22 protein-coding genes and 2 tRNA genes are annotated in these 22,901 nt (G+C 51.2%); 8 read left to right on the forward strand and 16 right to left on the reverse strand.

The genetic code is table 11. The annotated features are described in order from the left end of the window. Position 1: 1 nt before the first annotated feature. Complete coding sequence (locus tag B9Z35_RS07100; RefSeq protein WP_108283015.1) at positions 2-1,315, forward strand: citrate synthase; 1,314 nt, start codon at positions 2-4, stop codon at positions 1,313-1,315. Positions 1,316-1,425: 110 nt separating this feature from the next. Continuing rightward, positions 1,426-1,809: a hypothetical protein gene (locus B9Z35_RS07105; RefSeq protein ID WP_233246503.1), complete on the forward strand. Its 384-nt coding sequence runs from the start codon at positions 1,426-1,428 to the stop codon at positions 1,807-1,809. Here B9Z35_RS07105 and B9Z35_RS07110 read toward each other — a convergent pair. Then, positions 1,806-2,126, reverse strand: a complete 321-nt coding sequence (locus tag B9Z35_RS07110) for a DUF5710 domain-containing protein (protein ID WP_108283016.1) — start codon at positions 2,124-2,126, stop codon at positions 1,806-1,808. The genes B9Z35_RS07105 and B9Z35_RS07110 overlap by 4 nt on opposite strands. 16 nt (positions 2,127-2,142) lie before the next feature. Beyond that, positions 2,143-3,039: a recombination-associated protein RdgC gene (locus B9Z35_RS07115; protein ID WP_108283017.1), complete on the reverse strand. Its 897-nt coding sequence runs from the start codon at positions 3,037-3,039 to the stop codon at positions 2,143-2,145. 135 nt (positions 3,040-3,174) lie between these two features. Here B9Z35_RS07115 and B9Z35_RS07120 point away from each other — a divergent pair, with 135 nt between their 5' ends. Next, positions 3,175-3,678, forward strand: coding sequence for a hypothetical protein (locus B9Z35_RS07120; protein ID WP_199219786.1), 504 nt, complete (start codon positions 3,175-3,177; stop codon positions 3,676-3,678). On the opposite strand, the gene B9Z35_RS07125 is transcribed toward B9Z35_RS07120, so the two are convergent. The 5 genes from B9Z35_RS07125 to rph all read right to left on the reverse strand — a co-directional run bounded on the left by B9Z35_RS07125 (position 3,675) and on the right by rph (position 6,983). Next, the gene (locus tag B9Z35_RS07125) at positions 3,675-4,076 is read right to left on the reverse strand and encodes a hypothetical protein (RefSeq protein WP_108283019.1); all 402 of its coding nucleotides are present in this window, start codon (positions 4,074-4,076) and stop codon (positions 3,675-3,677) included. The two genes, B9Z35_RS07120 and B9Z35_RS07125, sit on opposite strands and share 4 nt — an antisense overlap. A 190-nt stretch (positions 4,077-4,266) precedes the next feature. After that, positions 4,267-4,356 (reverse strand) — tRNA-Ser (locus B9Z35_RS07130). A gap of 47 nt (positions 4,357-4,403) precedes the next feature. Next, positions 4,404-5,618, reverse strand: coding sequence for a radical SAM family heme chaperone HemW (gene hemW, locus B9Z35_RS07135; protein ID WP_108283020.1), 1,215 nt, complete (start codon positions 5,616-5,618; stop codon positions 4,404-4,406). A gap of 10 nt (positions 5,619-5,628) precedes the next feature. Further along, the gene (gene rdgB / locus B9Z35_RS07140) at positions 5,629-6,234 is read right to left on the reverse strand and encodes an RdgB/HAM1 family non-canonical purine NTP pyrophosphatase (protein WP_108283493.1); all 606 of its coding nucleotides are present in this window, start codon (positions 6,232-6,234) and stop codon (positions 5,629-5,631) included. A 14-nt stretch (positions 6,235-6,248) separates the two neighbouring features. Next, positions 6,249-6,983, reverse strand: coding sequence for a ribonuclease PH (gene rph, locus B9Z35_RS07145; RefSeq protein ID WP_108283021.1), 735 nt, complete (start codon positions 6,981-6,983; stop codon positions 6,249-6,251). A gap of 126 nt (positions 6,984-7,109) precedes the next feature. Between rph and B9Z35_RS07150 the strand changes: the two genes are divergently transcribed. The 4 genes from B9Z35_RS07150 (at position 7,110) to B9Z35_RS07165 (ending at position 11,198) form a co-directional block, all read left to right on the forward strand. Then, positions 7,110-8,021 (forward strand): YicC/YloC family endoribonuclease, encoded by a 912-nt coding sequence (locus B9Z35_RS07150; protein ID WP_108283022.1) that lies wholly within the window; start codon positions 7,110-7,112, stop codon positions 8,019-8,021. Beyond that, positions 8,021-8,644: a guanylate kinase gene (gmk, locus tag B9Z35_RS07155; RefSeq protein ID WP_108283023.1), complete on the forward strand. Its 624-nt coding sequence runs from the start codon at positions 8,021-8,023 to the stop codon at positions 8,642-8,644. Before B9Z35_RS07150 ends, gmk begins: the two co-directional genes overlap by 1 nt. Before the next feature lie 16 nt (positions 8,645-8,660). Beyond that, positions 8,661-8,864, forward strand: a complete 204-nt coding sequence (gene rpoZ, locus B9Z35_RS07160; protein WP_104801046.1) for a DNA-directed RNA polymerase subunit omega — start codon at positions 8,661-8,663, stop codon at positions 8,862-8,864. Positions 8,865-8,972: 108 nt separating this feature from the next. Then, positions 8,973-11,198 (forward strand): bifunctional (p)ppGpp synthetase/guanosine-3',5'-bis(diphosphate) 3'-pyrophosphohydrolase, encoded by a 2,226-nt coding sequence (locus tag B9Z35_RS07165; protein ID WP_108283494.1) that lies wholly within the window; start codon positions 8,973-8,975, stop codon positions 11,196-11,198. An 18-nt stretch (positions 11,199-11,216) separates the two neighbouring features. Here the strand turns inward: B9Z35_RS07165 and greB are convergent, their stop codons facing one another. The 5 genes from greB to B9Z35_RS07190 form a co-directional block, all read right to left on the reverse strand. Next, positions 11,217-11,780: a transcription elongation factor GreB gene (gene greB / locus B9Z35_RS07170; protein ID WP_108283024.1), complete on the reverse strand. Its 564-nt coding sequence runs from the start codon at positions 11,778-11,780 to the stop codon at positions 11,217-11,219. A gap of 15 nt (positions 11,781-11,795) precedes the next feature. Continuing rightward, positions 11,796-12,227, reverse strand: a complete 432-nt coding sequence (locus tag B9Z35_RS07175) for a hypothetical protein (protein WP_108283025.1) — start codon at positions 12,225-12,227, stop codon at positions 11,796-11,798. Positions 12,228-12,311: 84 nt separating this feature from the next. Next, positions 12,312-12,388 (reverse strand) — tRNA-Arg (locus B9Z35_RS07180). 117 nt (positions 12,389-12,505) lie between these two features. Then, entirely contained in the window at positions 12,506-13,597 is a 1,092-nt protein-coding gene (locus B9Z35_RS07185; protein WP_108283026.1) for an alkene reductase, read from the reverse strand. Positions 13,598-14,416: 819 nt separating this feature from the next. After that, positions 14,417-14,854, reverse strand: a complete 438-nt coding sequence (locus B9Z35_RS07190; protein ID WP_108283027.1) for a DUF6641 family protein — start codon at positions 14,852-14,854, stop codon at positions 14,417-14,419. Between the two features lie 134 nt (positions 14,855-14,988). On the opposite strand from B9Z35_RS07190, the gene B9Z35_RS07195 reads away from it, so the two are divergent. Further along, the gene (locus tag B9Z35_RS07195; protein WP_108283028.1) at positions 14,989-15,513 is read left to right on the forward strand and encodes a hypothetical protein; all 525 of its coding nucleotides are present in this window, start codon (positions 14,989-14,991) and stop codon (positions 15,511-15,513) included. 142 nt (positions 15,514-15,655) lie between these two features. On the opposite strand, the gene B9Z35_RS07200 is transcribed toward B9Z35_RS07195, so the two are convergent. From B9Z35_RS07200 to B9Z35_RS07215, 4 genes are read right to left on the reverse strand one after another with little or no spacing between them, the layout of a single operon-like run. Beyond that, positions 15,656-16,873 carry a hypothetical protein gene (locus tag B9Z35_RS07200; protein ID WP_108283029.1) on the reverse strand — a complete coding sequence of 406 codons (1,218 nt, stop codon included), beginning with the start codon at positions 16,871-16,873 and terminating at the stop codon, positions 15,656-15,658. Between the two features lie 42 nt (positions 16,874-16,915). Beyond that, the gene (locus tag B9Z35_RS07205; protein ID WP_108283030.1) at positions 16,916-20,011 is read right to left on the reverse strand and encodes a type I restriction endonuclease subunit R; all 3,096 of its coding nucleotides are present in this window, start codon (positions 20,009-20,011) and stop codon (positions 16,916-16,918) included. A gap of 5 nt (positions 20,012-20,016) precedes the next feature. Further along, the gene (locus tag B9Z35_RS07210; protein WP_108283031.1) at positions 20,017-21,357 is read right to left on the reverse strand and encodes a restriction endonuclease subunit S; all 1,341 of its coding nucleotides are present in this window, start codon (positions 21,355-21,357) and stop codon (positions 20,017-20,019) included. Next, a complete protein-coding gene (locus tag B9Z35_RS07215) occupies positions 21,347-22,894 on the reverse strand; it encodes a class I SAM-dependent DNA methyltransferase (protein WP_108283495.1) in 1,548 nt (515 codons plus the stop codon). The genes B9Z35_RS07210 and B9Z35_RS07215 overlap by 11 nt, the downstream gene beginning before the upstream one ends. Positions 22,895-22,901 lie beyond the last annotated feature (7 nt).

The following is a 22,901-nucleotide window of genomic DNA, read 5'->3' on the forward strand; positions in this document are numbered from 1 at the left end:
CATGAAACTTGCAGATAACAAAGCCACTCTGTCGTTCAGCAACGGCAGCCCTAGCATCGAGATGCCCGTCTACAGCGGCAGCGTTGGTCCTGACGTGATCGACATCCGTAAGTTGTACGGCCAAACTGGCATGTTCACTTATGACCCAGGCTTCTTGTCTACAGCTTCTTGCCAATCTGGCATCACCTACATCGACGGCGACAAAGGTGAATTGCTGTACCGCGGCTACCCCATCGAACAACTCGCCACCAACTGCGACTACCTCGAAACTTGCTATTTGTTGTTGAAGGGCGAACTGCCTAACGCAGCACAAAAAGCTGAATTCGAAAAAACCGTGACCAACCACACCATGGTCAACGAGCAAATGCAATTCTTCTTGCGCGGCTTCCGCCGTGATGCACACCCAATGGCTGTGTTGACTGGCTTGGTGGGCGCTTTGTCTGCGTTCTATCACGACAGCACTGACATCAACAACCCAGAGCACCGCGAAATCGCCGCGATCCGCTTGATCGCCAAGATGCCAACTCTGGTTGCGATGGCCTACAAATACGGCGTGGGCCAGCCTTACATGTACCCACAGAACAACCTGAGCTACGCAGGTAACTTCTTGCGCATGATGTTCGGTACACCGACCGAAGAATACGTGGTCAACCCCGTGCTCGAGCGCGCCATGGACCGTATCTTCACATTGCACGCAGACCACGAGCAAAACGCTTCTACTTCTACCGTGCGTTTGTGCGGTTCATCAGGCACCAACCCATTCGCAGCCATCGCTGCTGGCGTGGCTTGCTTGTGGGGCCCAGCACACGGCGGCGCGAACGAAGCTTGCTTGAACATGTTGGAAGACATCCAAAAAATGGGTGGCATCTCCAAAGTGGGCGAGTTTATGGAAAAGGTCAAAGACAAGAACTCTGGCGTCAAGCTCATGGGCTTCGGTCACCGCGTTTACAAAAACTATGACCCACGCGCCAAGTTGATGCAAGAAACTTGCGACGAAGTGTTGAAAGAACTCGGCCTCGAGAACGACCCCTTGTTCAAGTTGGCCAAGGCTTTGGAAAAGATCGCTTTGGAAGACGAATACTTCGTCAGCCGCAAGCTCTACCCCAACGTCGACTTCTACTCTGGCATCGTGCAACGCGCCATCGGCATTCCAGTGAACTTGTTCACCGGCATCTTCGCCTTGGCACGTACCGTGGGCTGGATCGCTCAGTTGAACGAAATGATCAGCGACCCCGAGTACAAAATCGGCCGTCCACGTCAGTTGTTCACAGGCGAAGCACACCGCAACGTCGAAGTATTGGCCAAGCGCAAGTAATTGCACACAGCCCCGCCGCGACTCGTGCGCGACAGCAAAAAGCCCTGCACTGCAGGGCTTTTTTGTTTTTGGAGCTTTCACATATCGGCCCAGTGGTAGGCTCTGTCCCTATGAGTTCTGTTCCGTTCATCAGCACGCCTGAAGCCCTGCGCCAACTGGCCGCCAAACCCCACACGCCCTGCCAATGCAGCCTGCAACACTGCGCAGGCTGGGAGAGCGTGAGCGAAGCCGTGTGGCCTGCCCAGCAGATGACGCACGTCGCCACACTGCGCGACCCCGATGTGTATGAACCTACGTTTGAAGAACAGCATTCAAACGGCACCCGTTACGAATCAGCCGATGCACCTGTGGCCTTGAAGTTTTTCCCATACAACCGTTGCGATGTGCACGCCTGCAGCCAATGCCAACAACACGCTTTGCGCTACACCGAATTTGGTGGCTACTACGTGGACCCACGCGCCCGCCGCTTGAACGTTGAGCTGATTACCGACTAAGTCAGGCGCTTCGCTAGCGAATGCTGGCAGTCTTCCCAGGGCAACACTGGGCAGCCGCAATGCGGCACCTCTACGGCAGATTTAGAAGCCACGGGTGGCTTGGTCTTCACCGTCGCAGTCTTGGTGCTTGCTTGGGGGCTTGTGGCCGCTGTAGCGCCCGTGTCTTGCGCTGCATCCAAGTTTGGAATCCAACGCATGAACGGGGTTAAGTCATCTACGTCCACGATGTACCAGCACTTTTTGGCCGCATCCCAACGCGCACCTAGCGCCTTGGCCGCATCCTTCTCGGCAAATGGGGTGACAAGGTTAATTCGCATCACACACCTTTTGCTTTTAGCCCAGCGCCATCTCGCCGCCCAAGGCTTCAAACAAATCAGGAATGAGTTTGCTCAGCTCACCCGTGGCAATGGCCACGTCGGTATCAAAGCCTTCGTCTTTTTCAGTGGAAGTAGCTTCAAACACCACATCTAAAAACGTGATCTTTTTCAGCTGCATGCCTTCGGTCAGCGAGAACGACACGCGTCCTTCCCACGTCAGCGCCAATCGTGTGGGCAGCTTGCCGCCTTCTACGTGCTGCTTCACCTCATCGGTATCGAGTGGGTGGCGCACATAGCGCACCACTGACTTTGACTCATCAGCGGCCTTTAGCTCGCACTCACGGTCCACGCTGAATGCAGCAGGCGACTCTTGCGTGATCAACCATGAAGCCATGGCCGACTGCGGCGACATTTGTGTGTTGATCAAAGTCAGGCTCAAACCCGCGAATGACTTGATCAGCATCGTCACCACCTCATCCGCTTTGGCTTGACTGCCTGCGTCCAGCACCATCAGGTTAGTGACTGGGTCAATCCACACCAGAATCGACGACTCTTTGCTGAAGGCCATGGGCATCAAAGACATCTTCACGTCTTCTTTGATTTCCTTCATTTCCTTCTTGCCGGGCTTGCGACCTTCGGTGGCTTCAATCACCGCGCTGCGCTCTTTGGCCTTTCGGGTCACGATGGAGCCGGGCACACCCTTGGTCTCGATCTTGAGCTTCAACATACGCTGACCACTCACCGCCTCCACCAGCGGGCCATGCGCCTCGCCACGTGGTTCGACCCAGCCAATCGCTTTTTCTTGGCTTGCGCCACACGGCACAAAACGCTCGGCGTCTAGCGCCTGTTCCATTTGCTCAAGGCTGGGGCTCCAGCCCTCAGCAATTCGATACACCATCACATTTTTAAACACGGGTCACCTTTGCTTTTCGGCTCTCGCCGAAATAAAAAAGCCAACCGCAAGAGTTGGCTTTGGAAGTTGTGATGATTTTAGCGCGCTACCCTCACGCTCAATCACGACGAGAATCAACAAGACAGGAGAACACGGATGAACACACATTACCTTCGCGCATTGCTGTGGCTTGCTTACCTGCTAATGCCCCTCTCAGTGTTCGCCCAACAAGGCGACTGCGGCTTTATTCAAAACCCTGACCGACAAGCCTATTGCCGTGCCATCAACGGCGGTGGGTCTAGCCACTGTGGATTTATTCGCGACAGCGATTTGCAAGCGCGTTGCCGCGCCGAAACAGGTGGCGGCAGCAGCCAGTGCGGATTCATTCGAGACCATGACATGCAGGCTGCTTGCCGTGCCAGCGCAGAGCGCGCCAACACGTCATCATCTAGTAGCTCGGGCCAATGTGGGTTCATTCAAAACCCAGACAAGCAAGCCTATTGCCGCGCCACCACCGGCGGGGGTAGCGGCCAATGTGGCTTTATCCGCGACAGCGACCTACAAGCCATGTGCCGCGCCGAAACAGGCGGCGGCAGCGGGCAATGCGGCTTTATTCGAGACCGCGACATGCAAGCGGCCTGCAGGGCCAAAACACGCTAAGCCTGTGTATCCACCAAATGCGTGCCGTCGGGTAAGTGTGGCCGGTGTGGGTGTGACGCATGCACGGTGTGCGATACATGAGCCGTATGAGTTGTTAATGGCGTGGCGTTGATCAGCTTGGCTTTGATCTCGCGCACGATCTGCTGCGCCAAGTACACACTGCCCGCATCTAGCGCTTTGGACAAGCGCACAAACTGCGCATCGGTGCTGAGCGATTGATCGAAATTCATCAACACCTTGAGAGCATGCTTGGAAGCTTCTAAGTGGCCGTGCTCTACCGCATCAATCAGCGCCAATTTCTTTTGACGCCGCTGGTGCTGCCGGTCTTGCGGCGTGCTGCCGTGCCCACCATAGCTGCTGGAGTGGGCGTTGACACGCATCATGCTTGTGGGTTCCATAGAAAGCTCCTTCAAGATGTTGAGGTCATTTCCGTGTGTTCCTTGTTGCGGTAATTGGGTTGTCCAATTGGTGGCAAATATGCATAAGGCGTGCCAAAGCACAAGCGGCAATGGTTTGCCGATGTTGGAGCTTGAGGGGGGATGTATGTAGGGAAAGAAAAAACGCACCCCAAGGGGTGCGTTTTTTGTTTGGCGGAAGCGGTGAGATTCGAACTCACGGAAGGCTCACACCTTCGCCGGTTTTCAAGACCGGTGCATTCAACCACTCTGCCACGCTTCCAGTTGAATTCAGCCAGCATTGTAATGCGACTTTTACGTCCTTTTGCTTCAGTCCTCAGACAAAAACAAAGATTGCAAATCGCTCAAGAAATCAAAGCCACGTTCGGTGGGCACCACGCGCTGAAAGTCCCGCGTGATCAAACCCTTGGCTTCGGCTTCGGTCAACGCGGCTTGAATGGCGGTCACGGGCAGGCCGGTGCGGTCGGTGAAGTCGGCCAGAGAAAAACCATGGCGCAAGCGCAAAGCGTTGAGCATGAATTCAAACGGCAGCTCGGCGCGCGACACCTCGGTGCTTTGGGCCACAGCGCGGTCGGCGCGGCTGGTGTCTAGCGCGTGGTCCATGAACAGGCGCGGGTCGCGGTTGCGCACCTGGCGCAGCACGCGGTGGGCAAAGCTGAGCTTGCTGTGTGCGCCAGCGCCAATGCCTAGGTAGTCACCAAACTGCCAGTAGTTGAGGTTGTGCCAGCAGCGGTGGTTGTCGTTGGCGTAGGCCGACACTTCGTAGCGGTGCAGGCCCACGGCGGCGGTGCGCTCGGTGATTCGGTCGAGCATGGCGTAGGCGTCGTCATCCTCCGGCACTTGCGGCGGGAATTTGGCAAACACGGTGTTGGGCTCGATGGTGAGGTGGTACACCGACAAATGCGGGGGCGCGAGCGACAAGGCCATGTCCAGGTCTTCGTCCAACTGCGACAGCGTTTGGCCGGGTAAGGCGTACATCAAGTCGAGGTTGAAGGTGTCAAAGGCTTCACGTGCCTCATCTACCGCGGCAATGGCTTGGGCGCGGTTGTGTACGCGGCCTAAAGCCTGCAAATGTTGGTCATTAAAGCTTTGCACGCCCACCGACAAGCGGGTCACGCCTGCGGCACGAAAGGCGCGGAAGCGGTCTTTCTCGAACGTGCCGGGGTTGGCCTCTAGCGTGATTTCGCAATCGGCCTCTAGGCGCAAACGCGCGCGCATGTCGCTGATGAGCCGCTCAATCGCAGCAGGCGAAAACAAGCTGGGCGTGCCGCCCCCAATGAAGATGCTGTGCACAGTGCGGCCCCAAATAAGCGGCAGGCTGTGCTCTAGGTCGGCACACAAGGCGTCAAGGTAACGCTGCTCGGGCAGCTCGCCACCCACGCTACTAGTTAGTTCGTGCGAGTTGAAGTCGCAGTACGGGCACTTCTTCAAGCACCACGGCAAATGCACATACAGCGAGAGTGGCGGCAAGCTGCTGAGCGACAGCGTGCCGGGGCGCATGAGGTGTTGGATGTCTTGAGTCATTGACAGTGTTTCAAACGAACCAACGCTCAAGCATGAGCGCGAGCATTTGCTGCGCGGCTTGGCCACGGTGGCTGTTGGCGTTTTTCACGTCGATGGGCAGCTCGGCAAAGGTTTTGCCAAAGCGCGGGATGAACATGATGGGGTCAAAGCCAAAGCCATTGCTGCCCACAGGCTCACGGGTAATTTCACCCACAGCGCGGCCCACCGCAATGAGCGGCTCGGGGTCGTCGGGGTGGCGCACGGCGACTAGGGTGCTGACCAAGGCGGCGCGGCGGTTGTCGATGTTGGCCATTTGCTCTAGCAATGCACGCACGTTGTTGTTGTCGCTTTTTTCGTAGCCAAACTGGGTGGCGTAGTACGCGGTTTGCACGCCGGGCAAGCCGCCAAAGGCGTCTACACACAAGCCCGCATCGTCAGCCACAGCGGGCAAGCCGCTTTCACGCGCGGCGTGGCGGGCTTTGGCCAGGGCGTTTTCTACAAAGGTGTGAAACGGCTCTTCGGCTTCGCCAATGTGCAAATCGCCTTGGCGCACCAGCTCGACGCCCAACGGCGCAAACATGGCTTGCAGCTCGGCGAGTTTGCCTTTGTTGTTAGAGGCCAGAACGATTCGTTTCATGGACTGCGTCATGGTTAAGAAGCCAAGGCTTCTTGCTGCATGGCGATGAGTTCGCGCACGCCTTTTTCGGCCAAGGCCAGCAAGGCGTTCATTTGATCTCGGGTGAACGGCAAGCCTTCGGCTGTGCCCTGCACTTCCACATAGTGGCCAGCGCTGGTCATGACCACGTTCATATCGGTGTCGCAGCCTGAATCTTCGGTGTATTCCAAATCCAGCAAGGGCAAGTCACCCAACATGCCCACCGAAATCGCAGCAATGCCTTGGGTGATGGGGCTCTCTGAAATCTTGCCTGCGTCAATGAGCTTGTTCACAGCGTCTTGCGCAGCCACAAATGCGCCGGTGATGCTGGCGGTGCGTGTGCCGCCGTCGGCTTGCAACACGTCGCAGTCCAAATGGATGGTGCGTTCGCCCAGTTTCTTCAGGTCAAACACAGCGCGCATCGAGCGGCCAATGAGGCGCTGAATTTCTTGCGTGCGGCCCGATTGCTTGCCGCGTGCGGCTTCGCGGTCGCTACGGGTGTGGGTGGCGCGAGGCAGCATGCCGTATTCGGCGGTGACCCAGCCTTCGCCCGAACCTTTTTTGTGGCCAGGCACTTTTTCTTCCACCGATGCGGTGCACAGCACTTTGGTGTGGCCAAACTCAATCAGCACCGAGCCTTCGGCATGCATGGTGTAGTTACGGGTAATGCGCACGGGGCGCAGTTGGTCGGCAGCACGGGTGTGGCGAGAGGCGGGCAAGGTGGTGGTCATTTTTTAATACTTCTAGCGGTTCGGTAAAAGACTAATTGTCGACCAATCCGAATACCCCGCCCCTGCGTCAAAAAACTGAAACGGAGAGCCTGAGATAATCTAACCTTTGATACGAAACGCCACCCCATGCCCATTTACAGCATGACCGGTTATGCCAGCGCGCAAACCGAGCTGACTTCAGACATCGCCAACAGCCCAGCCCTGCGCTTGGGGCTGGAGATTCGCTCGGTCAACAGCCGCTTTCTAGACCTCACGTTCAAGATGCCCGAAGAGCTGCGCCAGCACGAAGCGGCCATGCGCGAACTCGTCACCAAGCACCTCAAACGCGGCAAAGTCGAGGTGCGCGCGAACATTGAAAGCACGGCTGACAGCAGCTTTTCTGAGCCCACCCCTGCCCTGCTGCAACGCCTGCTGGGCTTACAAGAGCTAGTACACGCTCACTTGCCAAAGGCCAACGGCCTGTCTGTGGCCGATGTATTGCGCTTGGCCACGGCCCAATCTGCCGCGCCCGCCGACATTGGCCCTGCGGTGCTGAAACTGGCCCAAACCACCCTGACCCAACTGAGCGACGCCCGCGAACGCGAAGGTGCACGCTTGTCGCAAACCCTGCGCGAGCGCATTGGCCAGCTGCGCGTGCTGGCCACACAGGCCGCACCACTGGTGCCCCAACTGGTGGAGCAACAACGCTTGCGCTTTTTAGAGCGTTGGCGCGAAGCCATGGCCTTGACCGAAGGCACGGCCCTGCCCGAAGCCGCGCAAGACCGTGCTTTGACCGAAGCCACCTCCTTTGCCATTCGCATTGACGTGGCCGAAGAGCTGACCCGCTTGGTATCCCACTTTGACGAGATGGACGACTTGCTGGCCAAAGGCGGCAAGGCAGAAGGTGTGGGCAAGCGTTTGGACTTCCTCATTCAAGAGCTGCACCGCGAGGCCAATACCTTGGGCTCAAAGTCGGCCACCATGGAAATGACCCGTATTTCGGTGGACATGAAAGTGTTGATCGAACAACTCCGCGAACAAGTACAGAACATCGAATAATGGACAACTTCCCCGGCAACCTCATTGTGGTCGCGGCCCCCAGCGGGGCTGGCAAATCAAGCCTCGTCAAAGCCTTGATGGAGCTAGACGCCAAAGTGCGCCCTTCCGTGTCCCACACCACGCGCCAGCCACGTGGCCAAGAAAAGCATGGCCGCGAATACTTCTTTGTGTCGCCCCCTGAATTCGACCAAATGGTGGAAGGCAACGCGTTTTTGGAATGGGCCAATGTGCACGGCCAGCGCTACGGCACGTCGCGCAAAGCCATTGAAGACCGTATTGCGCAAGGCGCAGATGTGATTTTGGAGATCGACTTCCAAGGCGCGATTCAAGTCAAAAAGCTGTTTACCAACGCCGTACTCATCTTCATCTTGCCGCCCAGCTGGGAAGAACTGAAGTCTCGCCTGCACAACCGTGGCGAAGACGCGCCTGAGATCATTGAGCTGCGCCTGCAAAACGCCGCAGACGAGATGGCACAGGCCAAAGAATTTGACTACGTTATAATCAACGAATTGTTTGAGACGGCATTGTTCGACCTTAAAGCGATCGTGCATGCACAGCGCCTCAAATACCTGGCACAGCGCCGGGCTCGGGCTGAGATCTTTCAAGCCCTGAACATCACCTGAATTCTGGAGTATCCACATGGCCCGCATCACTGTTGAAGATTGCCTCGAGCAAATCCCTAACCGCTTTCAATTGGTGCTGTGCGCCACTTACCGCGCTCGCATGCTCAGCCAAGGCCACACTGCTAAGGTGGAAAGCAAAAACAAGCCAGGCGTGACCGCCTTGCGCGAAATTGCGGCTGGCCAAATCGGCATTGAGATGCTGAAAAAAGTACCAGGCTAAATCGGGGTTATCCCAAGTAAAAAGCACCGCTCTGTCGGTGCTTTTTTCATTGCGGGTAAAGTATTCACTATGAGCGTCAGCCAATCCACGTTAAAGCCCCCTGCTTCCATGTCTGGAAGCGCTGCCGCAGCCAATGCTGCCGCGGCAAGCTTTGCGGCGTTGACTGAAAAATTAGGCTACCTCAACCCAGAAGGCCTAGACATGGTGCGCCGCGCCTACCGCTATGCCGACGAAGCCCATTTGGGTCAACTGCGCAACAGTGGCGAGCCCTACATCACCCACCCCATCGCCGTGGCCGCGCAGTGCGCGGAATGGAAGCTAGACGCGCAAGCCCTGTCGGCTGCGCTACTGCATGACGCGATGGAAGACTGTGGCATCACCAAAACCGACTTGATCGAGCGCTTTGGCATTCAAGTGGCCGAGCTGGTAGATGGCCTGACCAAGCTCGACAAGCTGGAATTCAACACCCGTGAAGAAAACCAAGCCGAGTCATTCCGCAAGATGTTGCTGGCCATGGCGCGTGATGTGCGCGTCATCCTCATCAAGCTGGCCGACCGCAGCCACAACATGCGCACCATGGGCGATATGCCCCGTGCCAAATGGGGCCGCATCTCCAACGAAACACTAGAGATTTACGCACCCATCGCCCACCGTTTGGGCTTGAACCAAACCTACCGCGAACTTCAAGAGCTGTGCTTTCAATACCTGTGGCCGTGGCGTCACAAGGTGCTGAACAAAGCCATTCAAAAAGCCCGTCACCGCCGACGCGATTTGATGCAAAAGGTAGAGCAAGAGGTGGAAGCCTCTTTTGCTAAGCAAGGTTTGAAGGTGCGCATTTCGGGCCGCGAAAAAACGTTGTATTCCATTTACAAAAAAATGGATGGCAAGCACCTGAGCTTTGCACAGGTGACCGATATTTACGGCTTCCGTTTGGTACTGCCCGATGTCATTGACTGCTACACAGCCATGGGCGTGTTGCACCAGATGTACAAGCCCGTACCGGGCAAGTTCAAAGACCACATTGCCATTGCCAAGCTCAACGGGTACCAATCGCTGCACACCACCATCGTGGGGCCCTCGGGTTTGAACGTTGAGTTTCAAATGCGCACTGAGGCCATGCACCTCGTGGCCGAAACTGGCGTGGCTGCTCACTGGCTTTACAAAGACAAAGGATCGAGCAACGAATCCAATGCCAACTTGGGTAACCAATGGTTGCAATCCTTGCTGGACATTCAAGATGAAACGCGAGACGCCACCGAGTTTTGGGATCATGTCAAAGTCGATCTATTCCCAGATGCGGTGTATGTGTTCACCCCAAAGAGCAAGATCATGGCAATGCCACGCGGCGCGACCATCGTCGACTTTGCCTATGCGGTGCACAGCGATGTGGGCGACCGCACGATGGCGGGCAAGATCAACGGTGAGCAAGTGCCACTGCGTACCGAGCTGCGCAATGGCGACATCGTCGAGGTGGTGACTTCTGCCGTGGCTTCGCCCAACCCCGCATGGCTGGGCTTTGTGCGCACAGGTCGTGCACGATCCAAAATTCGCCATCACCTCAAGACTATGGCGCACTCCGAGTCGCAAGACTTGGGCAAAAAACTGTTGGCCCAAGCACTGCGTGCTGAAGGCATTGAAGACATGCCTGCGCAAGACGAACAGTACGCCCATATTTGGGAAAAGTTGCTGCACTTCACGGGCAGCAAAACCAAAGCAGAACTGCTGACAGACATTGGCCTAGGCAAGCGCGTGGCCAGCATCGTGGCCAAGCGATTGGCCACCTTGTTGTCAGACACAGGCCAAAAACCTGATGCCTTGTTGTTGAGCCGCGAACGCTTCACCGCACACGAAAACGTGTCGCAAGGCAGCGTCACAGTGGATGGCAGCGAAAACGCTTCCGTGCAATACGCCACCTGTTGCCGCCCTGTGCCGGGCGACGCCATTGTGGGTTACCTAGGTCGCGGCGAAGGCTTGGTGGTGCACACTGACAACTGCGGCGTGGCGCAGCGTCTGAAATACAAAGACAGCGAACGCTTCATCAACGTGGAATGGTCTGAAGAACCCGCACGCAGCTTTGAAGTGGCCGTGGTGGTGACAGCAAGCAACGGCAAAGGTGTGCTGGCTCGCGTGGCATCAGCCATCACCAGTGCGGAAGCAGACATCACTTTGGTAAACATGGCAGACGAGGTGAGCGGGCAAGAAGCGTTTGACTTGCGCTTTGTCATTGCCGTGCGTGACCGTGCACACTTAGACGCCGTTTTGGGCTCCTTACGCCGCGTGCCTTCGGTGCTGCAAGCGCAGCGCGTGGTGTCGGGCGTGGGGCGCGAAGCGTAAACGACCGATCGCTCAGGCTTAGGTCTTTTCAGCCACAGGTGCTGGATAACGAACCTCCACCACCTCCACATCTTGCACACCCACGGGTGTGACCAACTTCACCACATCGCCTTCGCGTGCTTTGAGCAAGGCGCGTGCAATGGGCGACACCCACGTCACTTGGCCTTTGAGGCTGTCGGCCTCATCAATACCTAGGATGGTGACGGTGCGCTCGATGTCAGCCTCGTCCACATACGTGACCGTTGCACCAAAGAACACTTGGTCTTTGCCATGGTGATTGCTGGGGTCGGTGATTTCGGCAATCTCTAAACGCTTGGTGAGGAAGCGAATGCGGCGGTCAATCTCGCGCAGGCGTTTTTTGCCATACAAGTAGTCGCCGTTTTCTGAACGGTCACCATTGCTGGCGGCCCAGTGCACGATTTCAACAATGCGCGGGCGCTCGTTGTCGATCAGATCAAACAACTCGTCACGCAGCACCGCATAGCCTTGCGGCGTGATGTAATTTTTGCTACCTGCTGGCAATGGCGGCAAAGTAAGGTCATCGTCCTCGCCATCGGTTTCACGGGTGAAGGCCTTGCTCATTGCTGCTGACTGAACTTAATGCCAGCCAATAACTTGATAGCCTCGTTCAGCCAAGCATTGCTGCACGAATTGGCGGTACAAACTGCTACCGCCTACCGATTGGGCAGCCGCGGTAGCAGCTGCACCACCAGCACCAATGGCAGCTGCGCCGGCGGCGATGTCTTTCAAATCTGGCTTGTGACCCGTCAGCAATGAGCCCACCACCCCAGCTGTACCGACGCCAGCAGCACCGGCTGCCGCTGCGCGACCAGCATCCACCTTGTTCACAGCGCCCACATCCGATTGCTGCGCCATGTATGAGCAAGCCTGCGCATCAGCCTGCGCTTGGGCAGGACCGACATATTGGTAGTGCGCATTGGGGTAGAACGCAGGCTTAGCCACTGGTGTGGCACAACCGACCAATAAAGCAGTAAAAGCTGAAAAAGAAATAACAAAGAAATTTTTCATAAGAGAAATTGTAGGGAGGGAAAGTCAATCAACGCGGAAAAAGAAAAAGGGTTTACATCCGAAGATGTAAACCCTTGTTCAATTTGGTGCGGCTGGCAGGAATCGAACCCACGACCCCTTGGTTCGTAGCCAAGTACTCTATCCAGCTGAGCTACAGCCGCTCTGGAAAACCGAAAGTATATCACAGATATTTGCTAGTACCAGACGGTACTTTGGCCAAAGAATTTTGGTCCGCAAAGTTTTATGACTGGTTGGGCTATGTCTGGACTTTGCAAATATCAGTCAGCAAACGGGTAATCCGTATAGCCTTTTTCAGCGCCACCATAGAAGGTCGCTCTATCGTATGGGGTCAATGGCAAGTCGTGCTCAAAGCGCTTTGGTAAATCTGGATTGGAAATAAAAATGCGACCAAAGGCAACTGCATCCGCTTCTGCGTGCTCAACAGCTGCGGTTGCGTTGTCTTTGTTAAAACCTCCAGCCAAAACGACTTTACCTTTGAATAATTTTCTAAACAGCTTGCCAGTACTGGGGGCATCTTCGGCAATTTGATCGTTTCCTCCAGCTGAAGTTGCACGCGGCTCAATCAAATGCAAATATGAAAGATTCAATGGATTGAGCTTTTCAATCAAGTAAGAGAACAACTTGATCGGATCAGAATCTTTCATGTCATTGAATTCACCATAGGGCGAAAGACGGATGCCCACTCTGCCGCTACCCCAAACTGGAATGATGTCATTCAAAATCTCAAGCACCAATTTGCATCTGTTCTCAATCGAGCCGCCATAGGCATCCGTGCGTTGGTTGCTACCATCTTGCAAAAATTGATCAAGCAAGTAACCATTCGCAGCATGCAGCTCAACTCCATCAAAACCTGCCAACTTCGCTTGTGTCGCGGCGTGGACATACGACTTTTTGAGCGCCTCTATCTCTGAAAGTGAAATCTCTCTTGGAGTTTCATAGTCTTCCAAAGCCCACGAAGCCATATAGACCTTACCAGTTGGCTTGATTGCAGATGGCGCCCCAGGCAATCCATCCTTGGGATGATGCGATGAATGTGAAATACGTCCCACATGCCATAACTGAAGAAAAATGACGCCACCTGCAGCGTGTACTGAGTCAGTGATTTTTTTCCAAGCATCACGTTGCGCATCGCTATAGATACCAGGCGTCGCTGGATAGCCTTTGCCGTGCTCGGAGATTTGGCTTGCCTCTGTGATGATCAAACCTGCAGAGGCCCGTTGCGAGTAATACTGTGCAGCCAACTCACCAGGGACACCATCATTTCCAGCGCGCATGCGGGTAAGCGGGGCCATAAAGATGCGATTTTTTACCTTGACATCACCAAAGGTTTCTGAGGTCATCAACGACATTGTTTTTCCTATTCGATTGCTCTAACGACAAGTTAGTTACTGCACGTTAACACCATCGAAATAAACCCAAATGAAAAAAGCTCTTGTCATTTCTGACAAGAGCTTTTCATAGTTGGTAGGGCGTGACAGACTTGAACTGTCGACCAAAGGATTCAGGTTTGTGTAGCTTTCACTACTCCCTGGACTATGCCTTCACCATGGCTTGCGCTTTAGGTGGACGCCGTCTAGTCTCTACACGTTCAAAGTGCTTTCGCACTTAGCTTCGCTCGGCATTGGCATATCTTGCGACTTAGCTTTCACCGAATTTGACGTCATTCACACGAGCAGTTTCCCAATCTCGGTGCACAAATTTTATGAGACGATTAACTAAAAATAAACCTAGTGTTTATGCGGCTTAGCGGGCTATTTGCAAGACTGTAGAAGCAACTGTAGAAGTAAGTAGCATTTTACGTAAAACTAGCACTGCTAAAGAACAGCTATCTTGAGTGACTATTTTAGCTATACAAGACACGTCATGGATACATGTTTACGCAATGCATAGCGTCAGTTCATCAACATTGCTCTTTTGAATCGTTTGACTGGATTTCAGCGTTAGCTTCATGCAGGTTGCGTAGACATCTTTGTTAAGCGTTGCTGCGTCTGCTGCAACCTTAACCGCAACGCCGCTTCCTTAGCTCGTTTTTGTGCAGCCTTTGCTTGCTGTTTTATTGCATCTACATGCTGCTGCCCAACATCCACAAACTCAAATGCTCTCATTTCAGTACCTCTCTAAAAAAGTATTTATGGGTGTGCTGGCGCTTGGCAAACACACCCTTTCGCTTACTTTAGAAAGCCACTCCGCAGCTGACCTGAAACAGCTTCAATCTGGCTGTCTAACTCACCCGCGAGTACTGCTACGTTTACCGCTTCCAAAGCTTCAATAAGCGCATCAGGATTAGCAACTTCAATAGCAGTCTTGCCTTTTGCAAGTTCAATAACCTTTGCGCCGTAACGGATAGCAATACAGCACTTGCCATTTTCTGCAACAAACCACCAAGGCTTAATGCGCTTAGGCACTGTTACAACAACACGCTCACCGCCTGTATTTGTAACTGTCTTGTTTTTAGTTGGCGCATAACTTTCGCCGCGGCTTTGTGCATGTGCCAGCTGGATTTGTTCGAACACCTTACTGCTTAGCTTATTGCGGCGCTGCACAACAGGTGACTGATTTGTAGGTTTTTTAGCTGCTACAAGCTTTAACGATGCAAGTGTTGCCATAGTCTTTCTCCTTTTTTTAACTGGGCAACACAACTTTATTTTCGGTGCTTGTAAATGGACAACCCCTATCTAGCCTTTGAACAGAAAAGAACCAGTCTTTTCACAAATAAATATCAGTGCAGATAAATATTTGCATGAACAAGCGAGAACTAATAAAGGCACAGCAGCAGCTTTACGGACAGTTTGCAAGTCATTGCACATACGGAATGACACTTCAAACAACTTTAAGAACACGTAATGCAAACGCAACAAAAATGACCGAACTGGTCAGCATTGCAAACGATGTAATGTGCGACTTTAGAAAAAAACTTAACTGGCTACTTACAGGCAACGGACACAAACGAAATCCCAAATACCTTCCTATTCTTATCGTTTCACTCGAAGGCACTACAAATACATACGACCACAATCGAACGCTTCACTATCACATTGCATTCGGAAACATTGATACAAAAAGGCTAGACGTAGATTTCCTAGAAAAACTCTCAAAACTTTGGATAGAAACAGGCATAGGCACAGACGATATAAAAATCCACCCCCTAACAAGTGGTCGCGAACACGGTTGGGGTACTTACATTAGCAAAGAGGCATGGAAAGGCAACATGGACTGCATAGATTTAGAAAATACACAAATACCAAAACACTTGCTGGCAAGTTGACCAAGCGTTACTTGTCTTAAGGCTTTTGTCTAGGTTACTAGCAGATGGCTAGTTATATGAGCACGACTATGAAACCGACACATTCAACAAAGACACAGCAAGAAACATAGAGCTACACATTGAGACTTAGACAGGAGACGAGCTACTTGACTTTAGTTAACTTTGAGTTGGCACGTTGTTTTTCAAAACGCTTTGCTTCAGCAGCGTCTTTCTTTGCGCGAGCATCTTCCTTCTTCTTCTTTGCTACCGCTTTTTCTTCGTTCTTGCGCACCTTCTCTTGATACGCAACAATCCCTTTTTTGATATTTCCAGAAACAGCAAAGTCTTTATCAGCAAACCAACCTGAAACCTTCTTGTCTTTTGCGGTATCGCCGACCCATTTCAGGACATAGTTTTCGATAGCAGTCGTTGATGGCACATGACAATAAAGCTCCAGTTGGTCCATAGTTCCGCTTCGAGCAAGGACAAGGCCATACTCTCCGAAGATGTCATTTTTAAAGCTAGCCGTTTGACCACTACTCAACTGAACTACAAATGGTTTGAGTTTGCCTAGAGCTTGTATGGAAGCGTATTCTTCGGATTGCTTTACGTACTTCGGAACAAGTTTCCCAGCATCAGCAGCGATTACTGTCGCATATGCCTTTCGTATCTTTTCCATTCCGCCAAGTTCGGTTATGAAGCTCTCAAAGTCAGCTTGCAAGACGTCATAGCTATCGGCAATAAGAAAGGTCCGAGAGTAAAGGTGAAAAGTTTTTTCGGATACCCCTTTAAACACCATTTTTAACAGCAGTGTGGGTCGCGGTAAGTCATCGTGCGTTTTGATTTTGAAAACATTCCATAAAGCACTTCGCATCTTTTCGAATGTTTCTTCAGCGAACTCACATTTATTAATAGACCTATAGACGCCGTAGGCTTCGCTAAGGTGCTTCATTTGCAATCTTCGACTCGCTAGCTCAACACGATTGACCTCATGTCTAAGCTTTTCCAGTGCAGCAAGTTGCTCTAATATTTCAGCTGTTTCATGCAGTTTTTGCTGTGTATAGCTGCTTTCGAAAGAAATATGCGGGTACTTGGCAACTAGCTCTTTAAGGGTAACTATTGGCTTGCCCTGTTTCTTTCTTAGCGTCAAATACGCCTTGTCAGCTTCCTTAATCGCAATGGCCTTATCCTTTTTTGCTTTTGCTTCAGCAGCCAATCGTTTCGGTGTATTTTCATACCCAGACTTTTTGCTCTTAAATAACGTCTCGCGAGATGGCGGTTTTCTGATTGCCTTTACAGCTTCAGGGTAGGCATCAAGAAATGCATCAACCTCAGCCCATATTTGTTTGTCGGTCGGCATTTTGAACTTAGCAGTAGCCATATTTCCCTTGATTTCAGTTTGTTACTTCAAGTAATAAACAGCCTACACAGACTGTGCCCAATCTTCACCCAGCGCCTGAACTTGCTGCAAGACTAGTTCGACAGCGGCATCTTGTTGGTCGGGTGGGTACTTGTACTTGCGCAGAATACGCCTAACCATCAATCGTAGGCTTGCACGAACACTTTCACGCTCAGACCAGTCAACCTTTAAGTTTTGACGCAGATTCTCTGTTAGCTCATGCGCAATCTTCTTCAAAATCTCATCGTTCAGTTCGCGAACAGCAGATTCGTTGTTTGCAAGTGCGTCATAAAACTTAACTTCATCATCAGTCAGTCCAAGTTGTTCACCGCGTCCGCTAGCTTCGCGGAACTTTTTAGCCATCTCGATAAGCTCTTCCATGACTTGCGCTGTTTCGATTGCACGGTTTTGGTAACGCTGAATGACGCTGGTTAACAAGTCGCTGAACTTCTTTTCTTGCACAACGTTACTTTTGAAGCGACTTTTGATTTCGCCGTGAAGCAAGCGTTCAAGCAGCTCAACTGCCAAGTTACGCTCAGGTAGGTTTCGTACTTGAGCTAAGAACTCATCATCAAGTAGCCCAATGTTTGGTTTCTCAAGGCCAACAGCATCAAAGATATCTACAACGCTATCGGAAACAACTGCTGAGCTAATGATTTGACGGATAGCTAGGTCACGTTGCTCGTCTGTCTTGCGCTGCGCCGTTAAATCACGCTTAGTCAGCAACACCTTGATGCCTTGCATGAACGCCACTTCTTCGCGTACTTGTTTCGCTTCATCCAATGTGCAGCAAAGGGTAAATGCCTTGCTCATAGCTACTGCCGTGTCAGCAAAGCGTTTCTTGCCATCCTTAACGCCTAGGACATGGTTGGCTGCACCTGCAAGTGCTTTGTGACCAGCAGTCATAAAGTTGCTGTAGTCGAAGCCATGCAGCATTCCACGAAGAATATCGAGCTTCTCAGCTAGTACGCTGTAGGCCTCTTGTGCATCGACTTTGATTTGTCCACGGCCTTTGCTGCCTGTGTACTCTTTCATGGCAGCTTTAAGCTCGTTACCAATGCCGATGTAGTCAACTACTAAGCCGCCCTGCTTGTCCTTAAACACGCGATTAACACGCGCAATCGCTTGCATTAGGTTATGGCCTTTCATGGGCTTGTCGACGTACAGCGTATGCACGCAGGGAGCGTCAAAGCCTGTTAGCCACATGTCCCTAACAATAACCAGCTTCAGCTCATCGTTGGGGTCTTTAAATCGTTTCTCAAGACGCTTCTTAGTCTTGCCATCGTAAATGTGCGGTCGAAGCAAGGCTTTATCACTTGCGCTGCCAGTCATCACAACTTTGATTGCGCCTTTTTCGGGGTCTTCGCTGTGCCAATCAGGACGTAGTTTGACAATCTCGTTATACAAGTGGACGCAGATTTCACGGCTCATAGCAACAACCATTGCCTTACCAGCCATTGCCTTATTACGTTCTTCAAAGTGCAGCACTAAGTCAGCAGCAACTTGGGCAACACGTGGCGCTGCACCGACTACCTTTTCAAGTGCAGCCCACTTAGACTTCAGCTTTGCCTGTGCGCCTTCTTCTTCATCTTCTGCCAGCTCATCAACTTCAGCGTCAATCGTTGGTAGGTCTTCATCTTTTAGTCTTAGCTTGGCTAATCGTGATTCGTAGTAAATCGCAACAGTAGCGCCATCCTCTTTAGCCTGCTGCATGTCGTAAACGTGTATGTAGTCGCCAAATACTGCGCGAGTGTCACGGTCTTCGCTGCTTACGGGCGTTCCAGTAAAGGCTACAAAGGTTGCATTCGGGAAGGCATCGCGTAGATGCTGCGCATATCCAGCTTGATAGCGTTCTTCGCCAGCTTTGCCTTTAAGCTTTGTTTCAAAGCCGTACTGTGTTCTGTGTGCTTCATCTGCAATCACTACGATGTTGCTGCGGTCAGATAAAACAGGGAAAGCATTCTCGCCTTCATCCAGCATAAACTTTTGGATGGTCGCAAACACGATACCGCCAGAAGGCCGTTTGCTTAACTTATCCCGCAAGTCTTGTCGTGATGCCACTTGTATAGGTTGTTCACGAAGCAAATCTTGAGACAAGCTGAACACACCAAACAACTGCCCATCTAAGTCGTTGCGGTCTGTAATAACAACGACTGTTGGGTTCTCCATTGCAGCCTCTTGCATCACGCGAGCTGCAAAGCAAGTCATAGTGATACTCTTGCCGCTTCCTTGTGTATGCCAAACAACGCCGCCTTTATGCGTTCCATTAGGACGCGATGCAGTTACGACTTGATTGATAGCTGCACGTACAGCATGGAACTGGTGATACCCAGCAATCTTTTTAACCAACTTGCCGTCGTCTTCAAACAATACAAAGAAGCGGAGATAGTCCAAAAAGTATTGAGGGTCAAATAAACCACGCACCAAAGTTTCGAGTTCGTGGAACTGTCCAAGTGGGTCAATCGTTAAACCGTCAATCGTTCGCCATGCCATAAAGCGTTCTGCATCTGCCGACAACGAGCCAAGCAGCGCCTCTGTGCCATCCGAAATAACTAAGACCTCGTTGTACTGGAACACATCGGGTATCTGTTCTTTGTAGGTTTGTATTTGGTCGAACGCTTTCCAAACATCTGCATTTAGGTCTGCTGGATTTTTTAGCTCGATGAGAGATAGCGGAAGCCCATTAACAAACAAAATAATGTCAGGTCGGCGTGTATGACGGGGACCCTTGATAGTGAACTGATTGACTGCTGCCCAGTCGTTATTTTCTGGATTCAGCCAATCAACCAACTTAACAAAGTCGCCTCTTGTCTCTCCATCTTTTTGATACTGAACAGGAACGCCATTAACAAGCAACTTATGAAAGTAACGGTTAGCAGATAGAAGTACAGGTATACCTAAGTCTTGTACTTGCTTGAATGCATCTTCACGTGCTGCACTTGGTACAGATGGGTTAAGGCGATTGATTGCTTCACGCAAACGTAAAGGTAGTAGCGTTTGAACGTAATCAACCCTCTCTGGCTCATTACCATCAAAAGCAATGTCAGGACCTTTAAGCAGCTTGTATCCAATATCGCCTAGCCAGCCTAAAGTTTCTTGTTCTAGTTGGTCTTCTGTCATGATTTTTAATCCGCAAAGGATTCAAGAGTCTCGTTATCTAATGCAATCTGAAGGTCGCCTGATATAAGTCGCGATAACAAAGTGTCCCGAATATTTGTTAAGGTTTCAATCTCACTCGTTATGTTTTTTATTGACGAAAATATTGGTGCTATGCGATTCTGAAAAAGTTCGACTACGCGCTTATCTGGAACGAGTATGGGAATCTCTCGAACCGTTTTTGAGTTGACTGCATCGGCAATAGATGAAGTGCTAGAGAGACTAGAAAAATCAAAATGTTTTAGGTGCAAATAGATGTATTCACTAGTCAAAACAGAGTTCTTTTCTAGTTTGAAATGTGCGATTGCTTCGTTGGTTGCCATCTCACCATCTGTTATAGCTAAGCGACCTATAGTCATCTTAAAACTCATTAATGTGGTGTTGTCTGGAACGACTCGAACATTGAACTTATCAATCGCTAGCTTAGTTAAGTATTCATTTGTTTTAGTGGCGAATACCTTGTAATAGCCCATATCGCGAATAGAAGCCCACCTTACGTCACTGGCATTGCTACTAAACCATTGCTGCTCTTTTCTAGGTGGCGTTTTTCCAATGCCCACGCTTGACACCTCTCCCATTGTCTTTACAGACCAACCTTCGGGTATTGCTGTGTCATTTTTACTCTGAAAAGAGTTTGGAAAGAGTTCTGCGGACGACTTATCCAGTCCTTCAACGGTTTGCCCATCTACCTTTGCACGAACAGGTTCAAAATCTAAAAACCAACATTTAAAAATGGCTAATGCAATACCTTCAAGTGTTGCCGCAGTTTCATTAAGAAGCGAAATGCGGTCATCAATATTGCCAAGAAAATCCGATACTGCTAACTGCTGCGGCATTGGTGGTACGGGAACTTTTACCATTCGTAACTCGGCTTGACGTATGCCTTGAACAGTAGTTCCAGAAGCTCGGCCGAAGATATCTGCTCGAACATTTTGTGTTTGCAGCACGTAATATAAAAAACGACCAGACATGACTGATTTTTTTGGACGTATCGCGAAAAGCCTTTGTCCAAGCACCCAGTCTGTATCTTTATTTAAATAGGCCAGCTCACCAAGCGGAGCTTCTGAGGTCATCAACACATCATCTTTTTGCAAAGGTGATTTCATCCACTTTTTATAGATTGCGCTATCAACATAACGAGCTTCGTCAGCATCGAGGTCAATCTTTCTATTTTTCAAAACTTTTGCAGAAATGACTCTATGCCCAGCATCGCAAAAATCGCCCCCAAGCTTAAGAGGCGTAACTCCGCGTCGGTCGATGATGTCTTCAACGATTTCGCTGAGGGTAAGCCATGCAGTTTTAGAACTCATATCCAAGCTCCTTAAGCTTGCTTCTTACTAGCCCATCAAGTTCTGCACCCCTTGCCATTTGCTCACCAAGCATTTCAGTTAGCCTTAGCATTTTTTCTGAGAATGCTTCATCATCATCTGCAATCTCTTCTGCACCAACATATCGACCTGGAGTAAGCACGTGACCGTGTTCAGCAATCTCAGAAAGTTTGACACTGCGGCAGAAACCAGCAATATCGTGATAGTCGTCGCCTTCACCGCGCCATGCAGCAACAGTAAGCTCAATGTCTCGAATCACTTCATCAGTTAACTCAGATTGAACTCTGCTAATCATCGCTCCCTGCTTACGAGCATCAATAAAAAGAACTTCACCTTTACGTTTGTTTTTTTGCTTAACTAAAAACCAAAGACAAGCTGGTATTTGAGTGTTGAAGAATAGTTGGCTAGGTAAGGCAACCATGACCTCAATCACGTCTGCTTCGACCATGGCAGCGCGGATTACACCTTCATTATTTTGGCTTGAGCTCATGCTACCGTTAGCTAAAACAATACCTGCGCGACCTGTCGGCTTAAGGTGATACAGCATGTGTTGCAGCCATGCATAGTTAGCGTTACCTTGAGGCGGGTCGCCAAAAGTCCAACGTGCATCTCCCATTAAGCTACCGTGCCACCAATCACTAATATTAAAAGGTGGGTTGGCTAAGATGAAATCAGCACGAAGGTCGGGATGCTGATTCTTAGTAAATGTGTCGTTTGGTTCACGACCTAGATTGAAATCGATTCCACGAATCGCTAGGTTCATTGCAGCAAGTCGCCAAGTTGTTGGGTTCGCTTCTTGCCCAAAAATAGCGACATCCCCAATCTTGCCTCCATGCGATTCAATAAACTTTTCGGATTGCACAAACATGCCGCCTGAGCCGCAACAAGGGTCGTACACCTTGCCTTCGTGCGGACTTAGAACGGCAACCAGTGTTTTGACAATAGATGCAGGCGTGTAGAACTGACCTCCACGCTTGCCCTCTGCGCTAGCAAACATCCCCAAAAAGTATTCGTAGATTTGTCCTAAAACATCACGAGCAGTGCTTGGGTTCTCGCCAAAGCCAATCGTTGAAATCATGTCAACAAGCTCTCCTAGCTTGCCATCTGGAAGTTGGGCACGGGCATAGCGTTTGTCAAGAATGCCTTTTAGTTTTGGATTTTCAGTTTCAATAACTGTTAAAGCATCGTCAATACGCTTGCCAATATCGGGGGACTTTGCAGCCGCTCTTAACGCTTCCCAACGTGCTACCTCAGGGACCCAAAACACGTTAGCTGCTGTGTAGTAGTCACGTTCCTCAAGCTCTGCTGCAATGTCTTTATCACTAGCGTCAGCTATGTAATAGTCATCTTTTGGGTCACGCAATCGTTGCGTTAACTCCTGTTGCTTTGCTGAGAAGGTATCGGAGATGTACTTAACGAAGATGAGACCAAGAACAAGATGCTTGTACTCAGCAGCATCCATGTTTGCACGTAACTTGTCAGCAGTAGCCCAAAGCGTTTTTTTTATATCGTCCAGCATTGTTATT

Origin of the sequence: Limnohabitans sp. Jir61, assembly GCF_003063545.1 — a bacterium.
Taxonomy (GTDB): domain Bacteria; phylum Pseudomonadota; class Gammaproteobacteria; order Burkholderiales; family Burkholderiaceae_C; genus Limnohabitans.

Coding starts and splice junctions, on each gene's coding strand:
- B9Z35_RS07100 (WP_108283015.1), top strand. CDS start 2: ATGAAACTTGCAGATAACAAAGCCACTCTGTCGTTCAGCAACGGCAGC.
- B9Z35_RS07105 (WP_233246503.1), top strand. CDS start 1,426: ATGAGTTCTGTTCCGTTCATCAGCACGCCTGAAGCCCTGCGCCAACTG.
- B9Z35_RS07110 (WP_108283016.1), bottom strand. CDS start 2,126: ATGCGAATTAACCTTGTCACCCCATTTGCCGAGAAGGATGCGGCCAAG.
- B9Z35_RS07120 (WP_199219786.1), top strand. CDS start 3,175: ATGAACACACATTACCTTCGCGCATTGCTGTGGCTTGCTTACCTGCTA.
- B9Z35_RS07125 (WP_108283019.1), bottom strand. CDS start 4,076: ATGGAACCCACAAGCATGATGCGTGTCAACGCCCACTCCAGCAGCTAT.
- hemW (WP_108283020.1), bottom strand. CDS start 5,618: ATGACTCAAGACATCCAACACCTCATGCGCCCCGGCACGCTGTCGCTC.
- rdgB (WP_108283493.1), bottom strand. CDS start 6,234: ATGAAACGAATCGTTCTGGCCTCTAACAACAAAGGCAAACTCGCCGAG.
- rph (WP_108283021.1), bottom strand. CDS start 6,983: ATGACCACCACCTTGCCCGCCTCTCGCCACACCCGTGCTGCCGACCAA.
- B9Z35_RS07150 (WP_108283022.1), top strand. CDS start 7,110: ATGCCCATTTACAGCATGACCGGTTATGCCAGCGCGCAAACCGAGCTG.
- gmk (WP_108283023.1), top strand. CDS start 8,021: ATGGACAACTTCCCCGGCAACCTCATTGTGGTCGCGGCCCCCAGCGGG.
- rpoZ (WP_104801046.1), top strand. CDS start 8,661: ATGGCCCGCATCACTGTTGAAGATTGCCTCGAGCAAATCCCTAACCGC.
- B9Z35_RS07165 (WP_108283494.1), top strand. CDS start 8,973: ATGTCTGGAAGCGCTGCCGCAGCCAATGCTGCCGCGGCAAGCTTTGCG.
- greB (WP_108283024.1), bottom strand. CDS start 11,780: ATGAGCAAGGCCTTCACCCGTGAAACCGATGGCGAGGACGATGACCTT.
- B9Z35_RS07175 (WP_108283025.1), bottom strand. CDS start 12,227: ATGAAAAATTTCTTTGTTATTTCTTTTTCAGCTTTTACTGCTTTATTG.
- B9Z35_RS07185 (WP_108283026.1), bottom strand. CDS start 13,597: ATGTCGTTGATGACCTCAGAAACCTTTGGTGATGTCAAGGTAAAAAAT.
- B9Z35_RS07190 (WP_108283027.1), bottom strand. CDS start 14,854: ATGGCAACACTTGCATCGTTAAAGCTTGTAGCAGCTAAAAAACCTACA.
- B9Z35_RS07195 (WP_108283028.1), top strand. CDS start 14,989: ATGAACAAGCGAGAACTAATAAAGGCACAGCAGCAGCTTTACGGACAG.
- B9Z35_RS07200 (WP_108283029.1), bottom strand. CDS start 16,873: ATGGCTACTGCTAAGTTCAAAATGCCGACCGACAAACAAATATGGGCT.
- B9Z35_RS07205 (WP_108283030.1), bottom strand. CDS start 20,011: ATGACAGAAGACCAACTAGAACAAGAAACTTTAGGCTGGCTAGGCGAT.
- B9Z35_RS07210 (WP_108283031.1), bottom strand. CDS start 21,357: ATGAGTTCTAAAACTGCATGGCTTACCCTCAGCGAAATCGTTGAAGAC.
- B9Z35_RS07215 (WP_108283495.1), bottom strand. CDS start 22,894: ATGCTGGACGATATAAAAAAAACGCTTTGGGCTACTGCTGACAAGTTA.